Raw genomic sequence first — 16,508 nt, 5'->3', positions numbered from 1 at the left:
GTTGCCATGTCACTGAATACTCGTCCTAGAAAAGCGTTAGATTGGCTTACACCATTAGAGAAATTTGCTCAGCTTGTTGATTATCATAAGACTTTTCAAACTGTCGCACCTCATGTTTGAATTCGCCAATCTATCCATTTAAAACATATAAGAACCCCATGAAAACCCTCAAATCAATTTTTCTAATACTCTCCCTAAGCACACCAGCCATCTTCACCCAAGCTGCTGAATCCACCATCTCCCTACAAAAACAAGTCGCTGGTTACTATCAATATCAAGCAGGTGATGTACAAATCACAGCCCTGCTCGATGGTACAAACTTTATGTCACCAAGCTTGTTTAAAGACATTCCACAACAACAAGTTCACGAGATTTTAAAGAAATACTATGCAGATCAAGAGAAAGGCGTACAAACCTCAGTCAATGCCTTCCTCGTTAATACAGGAAAATCTCTAGTATTAGTGGATAGTGGTGCAGCCAGTTGTTTTGGTGCTCATTTAGGTTCAGTTTTAACGAACCTAAAAGCATCAGGCTATCAACCTGAACAAGTCGATACCATTCTACTCACACATCTACATCCAGACCATGTCTGTGGTATCAGTAAAGAAGGCATTTCAAATTTCCCTAATGCAACCGTATACGTATCGAATGATGAAGCCAATTACTGGTTAGATCCGAAACAAGCAGCAAAACTACCGAAAGAAAAACAAGCCAATTACTTAGGTACGGTTGAGAAAATTAAACAAGCGATTGCGCCTTACCAAGCCAAACAACGCTTTAAAACCTATAAACTCGGTGATGACATTCAAGGTTTTAAAGTCATTAACACGGCGGGACATACACCTGGGCATTTTAGTTATGAATTAAAAACCAAAGATGAAAACGTGGTGTTTATTGGAGATATCGTCCATTCACATACTGTGCAATTTGATAAACCTGAAACGGCAATCGAATACGATATAGACCCGAAAAAAGCAGTTGAAACACGTTTAAAGCAATTCGCAAATTTTGCTAAAAATGGACAAACCATTGCCGCTCCACATTTACCGTTCCCCGGCATTGGACATATTTATTCAGCAGATGGAAAGAGCTATCAATGGATTCCTGTACATTTTAAAGATTAAGACAAATGAGCTGATTTTAGGCAATAAAAAAGCGACTTCCATAGTCGCTTTTTTACGGTATCACTTCATTCCAAAGATTAACTTCAATCCCAGCAAGGTCATCACCCCACCTGCAATACGATCAAAAACAGCCTTAGATTTTAAATACACTTTGCGAGGACCTTCTGCTGACAATGCAACAGCCACTAGCGAATACCAACCTGCATCAATAAAGAAGCATAGCATCGGCAACACCACATAAAAATACGTTGGGATTTCTTTCGGCAATAACGCAGTAAAAATACTGGCAAGGATAATCGCAATTTTAGGGTTACTTAATTGGGTAATCAGTCCTAAACGAAATGCTTGCGTATAACTCATGGTCTTGACTGCACCATTTACAGCTTCCATGGGTTCTTTGGCATGTTTAATAATTTTATACGCCAGCCAAAGTAAGTACAGACCACCAAAAACTTTCAAAGCTATATAGGCAGAAGGCACAGCCAGCAAAATTGCTTGTAGCCCCATCACTGCAAGCAAGCCAAATAATGCTGCACCCGTGCCCGTACCAAGCGCAGTAAATAAGCCATGTTTACGTGAAATCGCAATTGAGTTTTTGGCAACATAAATAAAGGTAGGACCAGGACTAATTGCCCCCAACATTAATGCCAAAGTAATAGAGCCTAAAATCAATAATGATTCCAAGATAAACCTCAAGATTAGAATAATTTTCAACTATTTATTTTACTTAAAAAACCATAATAGAAGATATAATTTTTTGATTTCTGTTTATAAATTTAAGGATTTTTCAAGCAATTTGATATTTAGTAAAAAACCAAAAATAGAGTAAAAACTCAATTTAATTTCAATATCAAACAGTTAAAACATAGCATATGAATAGTAAAATTTTATTGTGCATCCATTTTTTCTATTAAAGTTTTTTTCTGATAATAATTTATCATCGATTTTTAGCAGAACTTTCATTTATTTTTAAAACATATAATCCCATAATAAAATTATGGCTTTAATTTTCTTTAGAACTACAACCGAGGCACATCAGATGCAAAATAAAAGACTGAAAACATTAGACCGCTCTAAATCACATCTTTGGATTGTAGGTGGAGGCATAGCTGGTATGGCTGCTGCTGCTTTTGCGATTCGTGATGCTAAAGTGCCAGCTGAACATATCCATATTCTAGAAGAGTTGAATGTTTCTGGTGGTTCGATGGATGGTGGACATAATCCGCTTAATCCGAACCAAGCATGGGTCACACGTGGTGGACGTATGCTAACTGATGAGACTTATTTGTGTACTTGGGATTTATTTTCAAGCATCCCATCTTTAGAAAATCCAGACATTTCTGTTCGTGAGGAATGTCGTGAATTTAATGAACAAGTTAAAACCAATGCTCAAGCACGTTTGATCGACTCAAATCATATTATTGCAGAAGCTCAAAAATTGGGATTATCAACGCTCAACCGTGCTCAAATGTTACGTCTACTGGCATTAAAAGAAGATCGTATCGGTAGTCGCCGTATTGATGAATTTTTTGATGATGCATTTTTCCAAAGTAATTTTTGGCGGATGTGGCGAACCACGTTTGCCTTTCAAAAATGGCATAGCGCAGCAGAATTACGCCGTTATTTTTTACGTTTCATTCAAGAATTACCACGCATCCATACCTTAGCAGGCGTAAAACGAACCAAATACAATCAATATGATTCAATGATTCATCCTCTACAACGCTGGTTGGTGGAACAAGGCGTTGATGTTCGTTTCGGTAGTTATGTCACAGATGCAGACTTTGTCGAAGATGCCCAAACGAAGGAACGTAAGGCAACCCAACTTTATGTCAATATTCCAGAAGGCACTGAACAAATTCAACTGGGTGAGCATGATCTTGCGCTCTTTACTTTAGGTTCGATTACGGCTGATTCACGTTATGGCGATAAATTCGATGTTCCTGAGCTGATTCGTGATCGACAAGATCATGGCTGGCGTTTGTGGGAAACATTGGCTCAAAAAGCCCCTGATTTTGGTCGCCCAATGACCTTCTATGGCAACATTGATGAGCATAAATGGAAATCCTTTACGCTCACCATGCATGATGATGTGCTGCTAAAACGGATTATTGATTACACAGGAAATGAACCGGGTACAGGTGCACTCATGACTTGGTTTGAATCTGGTTGGCATCTATCTGTGGTCGTTCCAGCTCAACCGCATTTTGCTGACTTACCAGAAGGGAAATTCACCTTATGGGGTTATGGTTTTGAAATTGACCATATCGGCGATTACATTAAAAAACCGATGAGTGAAGCGACAGGTCAAGAGATTTTAATTGAATTGATTCATCAGCTTGGTTTCGATGACATCTTAGATCATGTGTTGGCACATACCGACATTACCACGGTAATGATGCCTTATGCCTCTGCCCTATTTGCATGTCGTAAAGCTGGTGATCGCCCATTGGTCATTCCAGAAAATGCGGTCAACTTTGCTTTCTTAGGTCAATTCGTAGAGCTTGAAGATGATGTGGTTTTCACGGTGGAATATTCCGTACGTTGTGCCATGATTGCCATTTATCAGCTCTTAGGTGTCGAACGTGAAATTCCAGAGATTTACAATGGTTTACTCGATCCTAAAGTTGGCTTAAATGCTTTGGAAGCAGTTTTTCATTAAATTTTAAAAAGCCATAGGGTAAATTGCTGCCCTATGGTTATTCAACTTATTTTGATAAAACGATCTTTGTACACGACAAAAAAAGATGGTGGTGTTTCAAAAAGTATGCTGAAACAAAGCAGGTTGAATTTTGATAAAATAGAGAAATGCGAATAACTCTAGAAATCAAATGTCCAACCTGCCTCACTGACAGTATAAAGAAAAATGGCATCAAAGTAGATGGGAAACAAAACTATCAGTGCAAAGACTGTAAACGTCAGTTTATTAGTGACCATGCTCTGAGCTATCTAGGATGTCATTCAGGCATTACTCGAAAAATATTACAGTTGATGATCAGAGGTAGTGGTATACGAGATATCGCTGAAGTTGAGCGAATCAGTATCGGTAAAGTTTTACGTACTTTAACCGAATCAACCTACCAAATTCAGCCTAAACAAAGTCATTATGAATCTCTCGAAGTAGATGAATTCTGGACTTTTGTTGGAAATAAAAATAATAAACAATGGCTTATTTACGCCTACCATCGAGAAACAGGTGAGATTGTTGCTTATGTTTGGGGTAAGAGAGATTTAGCTACAGTCCAAAGGTTGAAGACAAAGCTTAAACAATTAGGTATTCACTACACCCGAATTGCAAGTGATCATTGGGACAGTTTCATAACTGCTTTTAAAAACTGCAAGCAAAGTATTGGTAAATTTTTTACTGTAGGTATTGAAGGTAATAATTGCAAAATAAGGCATCGAATTAGGCGCGGTTTTAGAAGGAGTTGTAATTTTTCAAAAAAGATTGAAAACCATTTTAAAGCTTTCGACTTAACCTTTTTTTACATCAATAATGGCTTCATTTAATGTCAGCATACTTTTTGAAATACCACCCCTAATTTATTTAATGCTTTCTGCATATCGTCAAAGGATGCCATAAGGTCACCCTTATCCATGATTTTTAAAACTTCTTCTTCAGTTACTTTTTGGTTGTAATAACCATTAAGAATGGGTTGCAATCGATGCAACACCGCAAGAAAAATCAAGATCTTGTTTTACGATATTATGATCACGGATTTGTTTCCATGATTTTACTTTAATCTAATTGTGGTAGTGATTGAAGTAAATGGGATTTGCATGAGTGAATTGTCATTAATATTAGGCTAATGAAAAGCTTATTCATAAATAATTCTTAGTAAGTATGTTGTATTTCATATATATTCCTATTTTTTATGATCAAAAACATATAGAATTAGTATCATAAATGAAAAAAATATACATATTATTAAAGAAAGAGCCATACTATCTATGAATACAAATGAAATTTTTTTAATAAAAGCATCTAACTCAAGTGGAATCCTATTATTCTTATAGTCTATGAACGTGAGAGCTAAAAAGCTTATAAAAGTAAATAATATAAAAGAATATATGGCAGCAAAAGTTTTATTCTTATTTTTAATTTTCTCCAGTATTTTACCAATAATAAAAAATCCAATAATTGTACAGATAACAGCATTCAGTGTTAATGATAGTAAACCATTTACTTCCATAGAATTCCTTAGTTTTCATATCCAGAATTAATTAAAATTTAACTTTGTACACGACAAAAAAAGATAACTCATTGAAATAATGGCATAATACTTGTTTTCTGACGACGAATATGATGACACATTTCAATGAGTTACATCTCATCTTAAACAAATATCTAAAGTGGAACAAGTCACATGCAAAATGATTTACACTGATTATGCTGGCATTAATTGTAAAACAGACATGTAACCTTTCTTCTGCATCTAAAGCCTTACCCATCACGTGCTTACCACAATCATTTTATCGACGTATACAACGCTTCTTTGCAGATCAGTATTTCGATTATCGTCAAATTTCTCAGTTAATTTTCAATATATTTTCATTCGATAAAGTCCAATTAACTTTGGATAGAACCAACTGGAAATGGGGGAAACGAGATATCAATATCTTGATGTTAGCCATCGTCTATCGTGGAATAGCGATACCTACTGTTTGGACATTGCTCAATGAACCAGGCCATGTGGAACAGACTTCCCCTGCTGCGGGTTCAGAGTTCAGTGTACTTAAACCTGACAATCCCACAGGAAGTTTTACCAAAGTCGTTCAACGTATTGCGGTACGCATCGCCATTGATCCAGAACAAAAAGGCATGGAAAACCTACGTCCTGGTATGTCGGTGATCACGTCGGTGGATACCGACTCATAAACCAACACTGACATTCTCAATCAAATACATTTACAATGTGGTCAAATTCATTTCTCGTTCGCAAAAAATGTTTGATCACATTGCTTTTCCTACCCCTTATCAAACATTAGAACTTCCCCAGCCTGTTCAACTGACCATCAAACGCCTTGATCAGATTCATCCCCAGATTTCGGGCAATAAGTTTTTTAAACTCAAATACAACCTCTTGGCAGCACAACAGCAAGGTTTTTCTCAAGTCCTCACTTTTGGCGGTGCATTTTCCAATCATATTGCAGCAACGGCTTATGCAGCTCAACGCTTTGGCTTTCAAAGTATTGGCATCATTCGTGGTCAAGAACTTGCGACCCAAGACTTAAATCCTACTCTACAAACAGCGCAAGATTTTGGCATGCAACTGCATTTTGTCAGCCGAGCCGAATATCGTCTGCGCCATAAAGTGGAATATTTACAACAACTTCAACAGCAATACCCACAAGCCTTTATTATTCCTGAAGGTGGAAGCAATGCCCTTGCCATTCAAGGGACACAGGAAATCCTCTCCCCTGATGATTTAGAAAATTATGACGTAATTTGTTGTGCCGTGGGTACAGGTGGAACTCTTGCAGGCATCATTGAAAGCAGTTCAGATCACCAGCACATTTTAGGCTTTTCAGCCTTGAAAGGTGATTTTCTCAAACAAGACATTCAACAATTGACTGATAAAAGCAATTGGTCTTTAACCGATGCCTATTGTGGTGGCGGCTATGCCAAAACTACACCTGAATTATTGAAATTTATTCAAAATTTTGAGCAAAAATATCAAATTCCACTCGAACACATTTATACAGGTAAAATGATGATGGGACTTCTTGATTTAATCCAGCACAATCATTTCCCTGCCCACACTCGAATACTGGCCATTCATACAGGTGGGTTGCAAGGAAAGCTTAAAGCATATTAAAACCCCCACAAATCTTTTATAATTGCTCGCTTTTCGTCTACCGAGTAATCCTCATGGTTCATCAAGTTGATGTTGTTGTTTTAGGTGCAGGTGCATCAGGCTTGATGTTGGCTGCAGAGGCTGGTAAACGTGGACGTTCCGTTGTCGTATTAGAAAAAGCCAATAAAGTAGGTAAAAAGATTCTAATGTCTGGTGGTGGCAAGTGTAACTTCACTAACCTAGATGTTGAACCTTCAAATTATATTTCTGAAAATCCACACTTTGTTATTTCAGCACTCACTCGTTACACCAACTGGGATTTTATTGGTTTGGTCTGCGAATATGGTATTGAATATGAAGAACGTAAACACGGTCAGCTATTTACAATCAAAGGTGCAAAAGAAATCCTCGAACTTTTACTTGCAGAGTGCAATAAAGCGAAACGGGTTCAGATTCAGACCCATTGCGAAGTACAAAGCATAACAGCACAAACAGATTCAGGTTTTATCATTGCAACCAATCAAGGCACTTATCACTGTGAATCTCTCGTTGTGGCGACTGGTGGCTTATCTATTCCAACACTAGGAGGCTCTGGTTTTGGATATGAACTTGCTCAACAGTTTGGACACCATGTTTTTCCTACCCGTGCGGGTCTAGTCCCCTTCACCTTTTCGGACCATTTTAAAGAAGTCACAACACGCTTAAGTGGTAATGCTTTAGATGCAACACTGGTGAATGATCGCCATCAATTTACTGAAGCTTTGTTATTTACTCATCGAGGCTTAAGTGGACTAAGTTCATTACAGCTCTCAAATTATTGGCATGTGGGTGAAAGCTTTAAAATTGATTTTTTCCCGAGCCAAGATTTAGTTCAATTCTTCAAGGAAAAGAAAAAGTCGCAACCCAAAGTTCTGCTCAGAACTTTGCTCAGTGAATTCACGGCGAAAAGTATCGTGCTTGAGCTACAACAACTAATTTGGGCAGAACAAAGTGAAACTGCGATTGGCAATTTTAGCGATTTACAACTAGAGCAAATTGCTGATCAATTGCACGCCTTTTCTGTTAAACCATCTGGAACTGAAGGATATCGTACTGCTGAAGTCACATTAGGTGGCGTAGACACTAGCGAAGTTTCTTCAAAAACCATGGAAAGTAAAAAGCAGAAAGGCTTATATTTTATCGGTGAAGTACTCGATGTAACAGGTCATTTGGGAGGATATAACTTCCAATGGGCATGGTCTTCGGCTCAAGCAGCGGCTCAATTTGTTTAGTTCACTTAACACATTAAGCCGATTGCTAAATAACACTAAGCATGATGATCTGAAGAGTTAGCAGCTTCTGTAGAAGATACTTTTTGAGTATTTTTAATTGGTTTTTCTTTAGCCGTATTTGATTTCGCAACAACAAATTTGTACGCACTCGCCAAAAAACCTACAGTAATACCTGCAATAATAATCGGTGCAAATACGCGATTTGGCCTCTTCATTTCACTCTCCTCTATAGAATTTTTATTTAGAGACTATTGATACTTTATCTATAAATGAATTGCTTTTCAGGTCAAATTTTTGATTAATCCTATTAAACTACAGTGATATGTACCCTAAAATTCAGTTTTAGGTCTGGTTTTTCTAAAATATGCCCTAATCACGATATAGATAAAAACTCAATAATGCTTATACAAACAAAACGACCACCCTGCTTAGAGTGGTCGAATTGGTTCAAAAAATCAAAGATTATTTTGACTATTCATCTGAATAAGGTGAGGTTGGTGGTGTTATTGGTGGTACCGAATGACTTGGTGTGATTTCTTTATCTAACGGATTTGGCTGTTTCGCTTCATTCTCTGCCTTATCTAATAAATCTGTCAATAAGCGTTCTGCAGGTTGACGACCACCTAAACCAAATGCCAAGGCAAAAGTAACTGCAACTGAACCAAGTGTCAAACCAAAAGCCAAATTCACAATGGAATCCGCAATACCCATAGCTTTTAGACCCATCGCAATCACTAAGCCCATAATTAAAATACGAACTAGGTTTGCTAACCAACGTGAACTATTGTATTCACCGCGTTGTACCACATTAGCCACGACATTGGCGAGCCAGAATCCAATCACCAAAATGACTGCACCCAATAAAATACTTGCACCAAACTGAATAAACATCGCAATCAGCACACTTACTTGCTCTAAGCCAAGACGGTTCGCAGCTTCAGAGATTGCAAACAACATGGTAAAAAATACAATCAAATAACCGATCAGATCAGAAATACGTGTTTGTCCAAGGAATCGTTGCACATCCAGCTTCATTGGAATTTCATCAATTCCCGCCCCTGAAATAAGTTCAGCGACTAAACGTCCAACAAAACGAGAAACAATATAAGCAACGATTAGAATTAAACCAGCTGCAATAATTTGTGGAATTGCATACATAATTTCATTCAACATCGCTGTTGCGGGTTGAGAAATCGCTTGGATTCCTAAAGCTTCAAATGCCACAATCAACGCTGTGATGACAATAATTGCAAACACAAATGAGCCTAAAAATTTCGATATATTTGAGTTTTTAAATAATCCTACTTTTTCAGCTTGCGTTTGTAATCCCAAGCTATTACCTAATCCCTCGACAATACCGCGCACAATCTTGGCGAGAATATAACCTACAAAAAGGATCACACCCGCAATAAACAAATTAGGCAGATAAGCAATCGCTTCGTTTACCATGTTTTGTACAGGAATCAGCAGTCCTGTTAAACCTAAAATAGACAGCACAATTGGCAGAAATAGTAATAAAACCAACCAGTAAAAAATTTCTGCGATATTACTACTTAAAGCGTTAACACCAACTTCACTGCTTAGCTTCTCATCTAATTCTGTTCTAGATAATACATTGGTCAATCCAGCACGTACCAAACGCGCCACAATCCAACCAATAAATCCTACTGCAACGGCTGCAAATAAGTTTGGTATATAAGCAAGTACTCGTCCTACCATATTGCTAAACGGGTCACTTACACCACTAATATTTAAAACATTGAGTGAGCCAACCACAGCGAGAATCATAACAAACCAAAACACCAATTTAGAAACCAAGTTTTCAATATTGGGCGTACGATCAGTTACCGAAGATAACTTGTGATTGGTACCAACCTTTTGCAATAGCCGCTTTACACCTGCGGCAATGATTAAGGCAATAATCCAACCCACCAGTAAGATCAAAATTGCTGCAAAAATTGGATGAAATTGATCCCAGTAATACATGGCATCAAATCCCCCTCGATGCGAGGGATCATTAAAAAATTCATTCATGCGAGTTATCCTTATCTTGTATTTTTAAATCTTGATATAAATCACCCATCACTGTTTTATGTTGAAACACACAAACTATGAATGTTTATCACCTTAGTTTTTGTCTATTTTTGAATCAACAAACGGCAGCACTAATACAACAAAAAGTCCGCATAATTTTGCAAAAAAACTCATTGATTCACACCAATGAGTTTTTTCAATTCAACAGGTTTTGCTCTAAAAATAAACGATCTAGGCATCCAAAAGTACCGACTGCATATGAGACAGTATTGCCTGTGCAGTTGGATTCGCTGAATGATCCGCGACCATATAAACAAGAAGTGCAATTAGGAAAACCCCCACAATGATCAACATATAAACGGGTAGTTTCTTTTTCTTTGCAATTTCCTCTCGACTCGCCACATGAGGTTGTGGCTTACTAAAATCATGCATCATAGCAGCCCTCATCCTTTTATTTGTTAGGCTTTTATCTTAGCAATACTCAATGTTGCATTGTGTGAAAAAGCTTCGGACTATCGTTGCTGTGTTTGCAGAACTCTACTTTTTTTATTTATTTTTTTGTTTAAAATATAGCCGGTTTTAGAATACGCTAAAAATAAGCTATACTAGTCGGCTTCGTTTCTCATATGTTTTGCTTTATGTCCTATAGTCAACAAAGTGTTTCTCTTGATTTAGACACGGATGTTACTCATCAATGTTTTTTACATCACACACGTGATGAACATTTAATAGGAATTATTGAGTTTAATAAGCCAAGCTATATCTTAAAGTGGGGAGATTTAGAATACTTCCGTCGTCGCACTGAAGAATTCTCCGTCATGCCTTTACCTGATTGTATAAATGCAATGATTATCGATATTCGAAATGTACAACCTTTTTTAGACAATGAAGTGCCTATTTTACCTTGGCGCCTACTAGAAGAAGAATGCCCTGTTCGCCTTGTTGTTCCTCAAGACCGTTTGGAACATTATATCGGTATTTTTGAACCGACATGGCTAAACACTGATGTCGATACTGCAATTCAAGAAATCCGTGAATTTATGGATATGTTTGTACATTAAGACATATCCATACCATACGACTACCAATAATTCTCTACTGCAATATTACCTTCACCACGACGATTCATCGTTAAACCTCGTTGTTTAAGTGCCTCTTTTGTATCCTCAACCATCTGAGGATTACCACACAACATCACATGACTACTGGCAGGGTTCAAAGCTAATCCTGCTGCTTTTTCTAATTCGCCATTACCAATTAAAATTGGGAGTCGATCATGTAATGCGGATTTAGGATCACGGGTAACAATTGGAATGAATTTAAATCCAGAATGCCCTTCACCAAATGATGCTGCGATTTCTTCAATACGTTCCACATAAGCCAACTCAGACTCTGTGCGAACGCTATAAACTAGATGAATATGTTTATATTTATTCCAAGTTTCAAAGTCTTGTAACATGCATAGAAATGGTGCAAGTCCAGTACCAGTTCCCAATAGCCAAAGATCTTGTGGTAAAGGTTGTTGATACCGAGCCAAAGTCAAATAACCATAAGATATTTTATCTAAATAAAGTTCATCACCAACTTTAAGGTGTTGCAAATTTGACGTAAATGCACCATCGGGAACAACAATCGAAAAGAATTCTAAAGTTTCATCAAAGGGGGAAGAAACAACAGAATAAGCTCTTACAACTAGCTCACCGCCAACCATTAAACCAATTCGCGCAAACTGCCCTGCTGTAAATTTAAAATGAGCAGGTCGGGTCATGGTGAAACTAAAAAGATTGTGAGCCCAACGATGAACAGATAGAACTTTTTCTACGCTAAATTTTTCAATTGACATGATTTGAACGTGGCACGAAACAGTAGGCTCATGTTAGCATGATCGAATAATTGATGGATACTCAAAACATTAAGGCTATTTAACATGCGCATGACCTTACGCCAATTGGCTGTTTTCGTGGCGGTTGCACAAGAAGGAACAGTAACCAAAGCGAGTGATGCTGTCAGACTGACACAAAGTGCAGCAAGTATGGCTTTGGCTGATTTAGAAGATGGCTTAGGTGCGCCTTTATTTGACCGTTTAGGCAAGCGTTTACAACTGAATGATTTGGGGCGTTTTTTATTACCTCAAGCCTTAGAAATTTTGGGTCGCTGCGAATCCTTTGAACAAGCTGCTAAAGGTGAACTGCAAAGCATTGATTTACGTTTAGGTGCAACCTTAACGATCAGTGATTATTTAATGCCTGATCTCATGGCTGAATTTTTACAGCATCATCCTCAAGCCCATCTTCAATTACAAGTCGGCAATACTCGCCAAATGATTGAAGCAGTGAATCAATTTCAGCTTGATTTAGCCTTGATCGAAGGTTCGTGCCATTTGCCTCAATTGCAATGTATCCATTGGCGAGATGATGAGCTTGCAGTCTGCTGTGCACCTGATCATCCTCTAGCAAAGTTAGATCGCCCAATTACACCAGCAGATTTCCATGAGGTTGAATGGATTTTACGTGAAGAAGGCTCAGGCACACGTGAAGTTTTTGACAATGCGATTTTACAAGATCTACCAGACGCCAATATCCGTTTAACCCTCGGTCATAACGAAGCAATCTTAAAAATTGTTGCTGGTGGTTTGGGCATGTCTTGTGTTTCAAGACTTGCGATTGAACCGCTTCAGGAAAAAGGGCAATTGGTCATTCTGGATACACCTTTCTGGGAACTCACCCGTCCCCTGTTTATGCTGGTACATCGTCAAAAATACCAAGGTCCTGGACTCAAAGCCTTTTTACATTTTTGTGAAGATCAGGTTTAAGCCTGATCTTTTATTTTAATGTCTAAATTGGCGCTCACATGGTTCACCATCATTATTTCCATCCATTTTCACATTTGGACAATTCCTTAAAAAGAAGACGGCCTCTTCATACGAACGCATTTGAGAACAGTGAGTTCGCCCATCACAACTAAATTGGGTTTGCACGGTAGCAGGTTGCTGTTCTAATCGTTTTTGATCATGGTGTACTGGTGGTGTTGGTATTGCTTTTAAAGCTTGCTCCGTTTTTTCAGATAATTTTACTTCAGGTAAATCACCCAAAGCCTGACGCTGAGCCTCCACAATCCTCTTTTGCTCATCAATCAACTGCGCTGCTTTTAACCTTTGTGACTGTTGATAAGACTGATATTTTTTAAAGACCAGAACTGCTAAAACCGCAATCATCATTAAACCAATGACCGTAACGATCATTCTCTTTTTAGAACTAGATTGAGGATTATTTGGTAAAATTGCATTAGAAGAGATCTCAGAATTAGAGGAAAAATGACTAGAAGGATGAGAGCTCTTTAAATCTAACCGAACAATATTTGCTGCTTTAAATTTATCTTTATCTTGCACAATAAGAAATTTAAGTAATTCGCCGACTTTTGGCTCACCGCCTGCTGTGGGAAAATCGGTAATATGAAAGAAGATATCTGCCTGCTCTTCAATCGCTATAAAGCCAAACCCTTTTTCTGAATTATATTTTTTAATTTTACCTTCAACAAACATATTTTCTTTTCTCATTTGCAAAGCCTAATAGATCAATATGGAGATCAAAAAATTCTCTCCATATTTTATCTATATGATTAACGCCGAAAGTTTGATAACAATTCTGATGTAATCGATTGATTATGAGCCAATATTTTATTTTTTTTAGTTTTTGCAGGATTCGGATCTACACGTTCAATTTGTACTGCTTTAAATTTTCCATTATTTTCTAGGGCTACAAATTTTACTTTTTCATTTCGTTTCGGCTCACCTTCCGATGCAGGAAAATCTGAAATATGAAAAAAGATCTCGCCTTCAGCAGTTGCTATAAAACCAAACCCTTTGTCTGGATTATATTGTTTAACTTTTCCCTGATAAAATTCTTTCTTCATGACATTCACCTAATTTTGCAAGTACTGTATTTCAGTATATAAAAAAAGAGACTTTAAATCCTCCCCTGAAAACAGTACGGTTGGATTAAGTCTCTGTTTTAAGCATATTTTCAAAAATTAATCTTTTTGAACACTACCAAAAATCTTATCACCCGCATCACCAAGACCTGGAACGATATAGCCATCCTCATTCAAACCTTGGTCAATCGATGCCGTATAGATACGTACGTCAGGGTGCGCAGCTTCTACTTTTGCAACACCTTCAGGTGCCGCAACCAAAACCATAACACGAATATCTTTACAACCACTCGCCTTGAGCACATCAATTGCCGCAATAAGTGAATTACCCGTTGCCAGCATTGGATCAATAATCATCGCTAAGCGATTCGCAACATCAGGTACTAATTTTTTATAGTAAGTACGAACCTCTAAAGTCGCCTCATCACGCTCTAAACCCAATACACTCACTTTGGCACTTGGGATCAAGCTCAGTACGCCTTCAAGCATACCAATTCCAGCACGCAAGATAGGAACAATGGTAATTTTCTTGCCTGCGATACGTTGAGTCGAAACTTTACCTGCCCAACCATCAATTTCATGATCCACAACAGGTAGATCCTTAGTCGCTTCATAAGTCAGTAGCATCGTGACTTCTTGCGCCAATTCACGGAAGTTCTTTGTGCTAATGTCTGAACGGCGTAATAAACCAAGTTTATGACGAATAAGCGGATGGCGAATTTCTTGAATCGACACGAGTAAGTACCTAACTAATATTAATCTTTGAGTATTATAGAGTGTTTTTTTACTCTTCATTAAAAAAAGCCCCCAAATTTTGGAGGCTTTTTTGTACAAATCAGATGATCTGATGATTACTGTTGCTGAGATAACATGAAATGCAATGGAGAAAGAATCTCTGATTTCAATGCTAAATTGATCATTGGATCTGGGTATATACCAAGTAATAGTACAAGCAATGCTGCACCAAGTACCATGATACCACCAACTTTAGTTCCCCAATGTGTATCTGCATCAATACGTGGTACATCAGGTGGAGTCATATACATCACCACCATGACACGTAAGTAGTAATACAAGCCAATACCACTTCCGACAACAACCATTGCAGCCAAGAACCAATGTTGAGTTGTTACAGCAGCCATTATCACAAGGAATTTACCAATAAAACCTGCAGTTAATGGAATCCCTGCTAATGACAACATCATCACGGTTAATGTTGCAGTCAAGATCGGACGACGCCAGAACAAACCACGGTAGTCTGCAAGACTTTGTGCTTCATCAACGTTGTTATATGGACTAGACATTAACGCAACTGCACCAAATGCACCGATTGTGGTGAGTACATAAGTAATCACATAAACCGTTACACTGCCTAAACTTGCATAAGTCATACTAAGCAAAGCAATCAACAAGTAACCAAAGTGTGCAATTGATGAATAACCAAGGATGCGTTTTAAGTTAACTTGACGTACTGCAAGTAAGTTACCGACCAAAATTGATAACACAGCAATGACTGTCAAAACAGTCACTATTGATTCAACTAAGATTGCACCAGAACTTAATAAGTAACGTACAAATAAACCAATCGTTGCAACTTTGGCAGCTGTAGCTAAGAATGTCGCCATAGGTGCTGGTGCACCTGCATATACATCAGGCGTCCATTTATGGAATGGTGCAAGTGAAAGCTTAAATGCAACAGCAAAGATAATGAGACCTAAACCTAATAGCACCATTGGTTGCTTGATCGCAGTCATCAAAGCTTGAACAGAATCATAGAATGACAATGAACCTGTATACGCATAGATATATGCCATACCCATCAACAACATCGCAGATGCAGTTGCTGAAAGTACAAGATACTTAATTCCCGCTTCTAAAGATTGGCTACGTTGATGCGTGTAAGCCAACATACCGTACACAGGAATTGACATTAATTCTAAGCTGATAAAGAACGAAGCATAATGAGAGCTAGCAACCATCAACATCGCACCTGCTACAGAACAAAGTAACAAGATATAAAGTTCTTCACGATTATCTTTATACGTTTCAATGTAGGCATGTGAAAGCGTGCTACAAGCCAAAGCAGCAATCAAAATCAGGAATTGGTAGAGCATGGTAAATGGATCAACCATAAACATGCCCATCACGTTCGCAGGAACAAAGTGTCCACTAAACATGGTGTATGCAATAAAAATTGCAGAAAGGTTTAAACCGACCACCGTCGTTGTTGCGACAAGATTATGATTGCGTTTAATCGCAATCAATAACATCACAACAACAGAGGTCAATGCCACAATCATCACTGGGACAAGCGGCATAAGCTCAGAAAAAGAAAGTGTGAAGTTCATGGT

17 protein-coding genes and 3 pseudogenes are annotated in these 16,508 nt (G+C 37.9%); 10 read left to right on the top strand and 10 right to left on the bottom strand.

Translation table 11 applies throughout. From position 1 onward, the window contains the following. Together HYG88_RS08055 and HYG88_RS08050 are read left to right on the top strand one after the other, a co-directional pair. Positions 1-120 (top strand): annotated as a pseudogene (locus tag HYG88_RS08055) (IS30 family transposase); the annotation flags it as partial. Positions 121-158: 38 nt separating this feature from the next. Next, the gene (locus tag HYG88_RS08050; RefSeq protein WP_178882875.1) at positions 159-1,124 is read left to right on the top strand and encodes an MBL fold metallo-hydrolase; all 966 of its coding nucleotides are present in this window, start codon (positions 159-161) and stop codon (positions 1,122-1,124) included. 60 nt (positions 1,125-1,184) lie between these two features. On the opposite strand, the gene HYG88_RS08045 is transcribed toward HYG88_RS08050, so the two are convergent. Next, positions 1,185-1,808: a LysE family translocator gene (locus HYG88_RS08045; RefSeq protein WP_016652939.1), complete on the bottom strand. Its 624-nt coding sequence runs from the start codon at positions 1,806-1,808 to the stop codon at positions 1,185-1,187. Positions 1,809-2,163: 355 nt separating this feature from the next. Here HYG88_RS08045 and HYG88_RS08040 point away from each other — a divergent pair, with 355 nt between their 5' ends. After that, a complete protein-coding gene (locus tag HYG88_RS08040; protein ID WP_087545413.1) occupies positions 2,164-3,786 on the top strand; it encodes an oleate hydratase in 1,623 nt (540 codons plus the stop codon). A gap of 146 nt (positions 3,787-3,932) precedes the next feature. Further along, positions 3,933-4,634 (top strand): IS1-like element ISPa14 family transposase, encoded by a 702-nt coding sequence (locus HYG88_RS08035; RefSeq protein WP_178882874.1) that lies wholly within the window; start codon positions 3,933-3,935, stop codon positions 4,632-4,634. 2 nt (positions 4,635-4,636) lie between these two features. On the opposite strand, the gene HYG88_RS08030 is transcribed toward HYG88_RS08035, so the two are convergent. Beyond that, complete coding sequence (locus HYG88_RS08030) at positions 4,637-4,786, bottom strand: hypothetical protein (RefSeq protein ID WP_178882873.1); 150 nt, start codon at positions 4,784-4,786, stop codon at positions 4,637-4,639. 644 nt (positions 4,787-5,430) lie between these two features. Between HYG88_RS08030 and HYG88_RS08025 the strand changes: the two are divergent. From HYG88_RS08025 to HYG88_RS08010, 4 genes and pseudogenes are all read left to right on the top strand, one after another. Next, positions 5,431-5,817 (top strand): annotated as a pseudogene (locus HYG88_RS08025) (IS4 family transposase); the annotation flags it as partial. Next, positions 5,812-6,003, top strand: a pseudogene (locus HYG88_RS08020) (HlyD family secretion protein); the annotation flags it as partial. The pseudogenes HYG88_RS08025 and HYG88_RS08020, both read left to right, overlap by 6 nt. 67 nt (positions 6,004-6,070) lie before the next feature. After that, positions 6,071-6,943 (top strand): 1-aminocyclopropane-1-carboxylate deaminase/D-cysteine desulfhydrase, encoded by an 873-nt coding sequence (locus tag HYG88_RS08015; RefSeq protein ID WP_178882872.1) that lies wholly within the window; start codon positions 6,071-6,073, stop codon positions 6,941-6,943. A gap of 53 nt (positions 6,944-6,996) precedes the next feature. Beyond that, on the top strand, positions 6,997-8,193 hold the full coding sequence (locus HYG88_RS08010; protein ID WP_178882871.1) for an NAD(P)/FAD-dependent oxidoreductase: 1,197 nt from the start codon (positions 6,997-6,999) through the stop codon (positions 8,191-8,193). 35 nt (positions 8,194-8,228) lie between these two features. Here HYG88_RS08010 and HYG88_RS08005 read toward each other — a convergent pair whose 3' ends face one another. The 3 genes from HYG88_RS08005 to HYG88_RS07995 all read right to left on the bottom strand — a co-directional run bounded on the left by HYG88_RS08005 (position 8,229) and on the right by HYG88_RS07995 (position 10,659). Next, positions 8,229-8,408, bottom strand: coding sequence for a hypothetical protein (locus HYG88_RS08005; protein ID WP_005158592.1), 180 nt, complete (start codon positions 8,406-8,408; stop codon positions 8,229-8,231). A 256-nt stretch (positions 8,409-8,664) separates the two neighbouring features. Then, the gene (locus tag HYG88_RS08000; RefSeq protein WP_178882870.1) at positions 8,665-10,227 is read right to left on the bottom strand and encodes a mechanosensitive ion channel; all 1,563 of its coding nucleotides are present in this window, start codon (positions 10,225-10,227) and stop codon (positions 8,665-8,667) included. 231 nt (positions 10,228-10,458) lie between these two features. Continuing rightward, complete coding sequence (locus tag HYG88_RS07995; RefSeq protein ID WP_087547041.1) at positions 10,459-10,659, bottom strand: hypothetical protein; 201 nt, start codon at positions 10,657-10,659, stop codon at positions 10,459-10,461. 206 nt (positions 10,660-10,865) lie between these two features. On the opposite strand from HYG88_RS07995, the gene HYG88_RS07990 reads away from it, so the two are divergent. Beyond that, positions 10,866-11,288 carry a hypothetical protein gene (locus HYG88_RS07990; RefSeq protein WP_178882869.1) on the top strand — a complete coding sequence of 141 codons (423 nt, stop codon included), beginning with the start codon at positions 10,866-10,868 and terminating at the stop codon, positions 11,286-11,288. A 20-nt stretch (positions 11,289-11,308) separates the two neighbouring features. On the opposite strand, the gene HYG88_RS07985 is transcribed toward HYG88_RS07990, so the two are convergent. After that, positions 11,309-12,070, bottom strand: coding sequence for a ferredoxin--NADP reductase (locus tag HYG88_RS07985; protein ID WP_178882868.1), 762 nt, complete (start codon positions 12,068-12,070; stop codon positions 11,309-11,311). Between the two features lie 84 nt (positions 12,071-12,154). Between HYG88_RS07985 and gigC the strand changes: the two genes are divergently transcribed. Continuing rightward, complete coding sequence (gigC, locus tag HYG88_RS07980) at positions 12,155-13,039, top strand: LysR family transcriptional regulator GigC (RefSeq protein ID WP_178882867.1); 885 nt, start codon at positions 12,155-12,157, stop codon at positions 13,037-13,039. 15 nt (positions 13,040-13,054) lie between these two features. On the opposite strand, the gene HYG88_RS07975 is transcribed toward gigC, so the two are convergent. The 4 genes from HYG88_RS07975 to nuoN form a co-directional block, all read right to left on the bottom strand. Further along, positions 13,055-13,768: a cold shock domain-containing protein gene (locus tag HYG88_RS07975; RefSeq protein WP_178882877.1), complete on the bottom strand. Its 714-nt coding sequence runs from the start codon at positions 13,766-13,768 to the stop codon at positions 13,055-13,057. Between the two features lie 77 nt (positions 13,769-13,845). Continuing rightward, the gene (locus HYG88_RS07970) at positions 13,846-14,139 is read right to left on the bottom strand and encodes a cold shock domain-containing protein (protein WP_005158613.1); all 294 of its coding nucleotides are present in this window, start codon (positions 14,137-14,139) and stop codon (positions 13,846-13,848) included. A 117-nt stretch (positions 14,140-14,256) separates the two neighbouring features. After that, the gene (gene upp, locus HYG88_RS07965) at positions 14,257-14,892 is read right to left on the bottom strand and encodes a uracil phosphoribosyltransferase (protein ID WP_004663741.1); all 636 of its coding nucleotides are present in this window, start codon (positions 14,890-14,892) and stop codon (positions 14,257-14,259) included. A 116-nt stretch (positions 14,893-15,008) separates the two neighbouring features. Beyond that, complete coding sequence (gene nuoN, locus HYG88_RS07960) at positions 15,009-16,505, bottom strand: NADH-quinone oxidoreductase subunit NuoN (RefSeq protein WP_178882866.1); 1,497 nt, start codon at positions 16,503-16,505, stop codon at positions 15,009-15,011. Positions 16,506-16,508 lie beyond the last annotated feature (3 nt).

This window comes from Acinetobacter sp. SwsAc4 (genome assembly GCF_013391535.1).
Lineage (GTDB): Bacteria > Pseudomonadota > Gammaproteobacteria > Pseudomonadales > Moraxellaceae > Acinetobacter.
This window is presented reverse-complemented; position numbering and strand designations above follow the sequence as displayed.

Bases quoted from the DNA above. Each gene is read 5' to 3' on its own strand.
- gigC (WP_178882867.1), top strand. From the start codon at position 12,155: ATGCGCATGACCTTACGCCAATTGGCTGTTTTCGTGGCGGTTGCACAA.
- nuoN (WP_178882866.1), bottom strand. From the start codon at position 16,505: ATGAACTTCACACTTTCTTTTTCTGAGCTTATGCCGCTTGTCCCAGTG.
- HYG88_RS07970 (WP_005158613.1), bottom strand. From the start codon at position 14,139: ATGAAGAAAGAATTTTATCAGGGAAAAGTTAAACAATATAATCCAGAC.
- HYG88_RS08050 (WP_178882875.1), top strand. From the start codon at position 159: ATGAAAACCCTCAAATCAATTTTTCTAATACTCTCCCTAAGCACACCA.
- HYG88_RS07995 (WP_087547041.1), bottom strand. From the start codon at position 10,659: ATGCATGATTTTAGTAAGCCACAACCTCATGTGGCGAGTCGAGAGGAA.
- HYG88_RS08035 (WP_178882874.1), top strand. From the start codon at position 3,933: ATGCGAATAACTCTAGAAATCAAATGTCCAACCTGCCTCACTGACAGT.
- HYG88_RS08040 (WP_087545413.1), top strand. From the start codon at position 2,164: ATGCAAAATAAAAGACTGAAAACATTAGACCGCTCTAAATCACATCTT.
- HYG88_RS07985 (WP_178882868.1), bottom strand. From the start codon at position 12,070: ATGTCAATTGAAAAATTTAGCGTAGAAAAAGTTCTATCTGTTCATCGT.
- HYG88_RS08000 (WP_178882870.1), bottom strand. From the start codon at position 10,227: ATGAATGAATTTTTTAATGATCCCTCGCATCGAGGGGGATTTGATGCC.
- HYG88_RS08005 (WP_005158592.1), bottom strand. From the start codon at position 8,408: ATGAAGAGGCCAAATCGCGTATTTGCACCGATTATTATTGCAGGTATT.
- HYG88_RS08015 (WP_178882872.1), top strand. From the start codon at position 6,071: ATGTTTGATCACATTGCTTTTCCTACCCCTTATCAAACATTAGAACTT.
- HYG88_RS08010 (WP_178882871.1), top strand. From the start codon at position 6,997: ATGGTTCATCAAGTTGATGTTGTTGTTTTAGGTGCAGGTGCATCAGGC.
- HYG88_RS07990 (WP_178882869.1), top strand. From the start codon at position 10,866: ATGTCCTATAGTCAACAAAGTGTTTCTCTTGATTTAGACACGGATGTT.
- HYG88_RS07975 (WP_178882877.1), bottom strand. From the start codon at position 13,768: ATGTTTGTTGAAGGTAAAATTAAAAAATATAATTCAGAAAAAGGGTTT.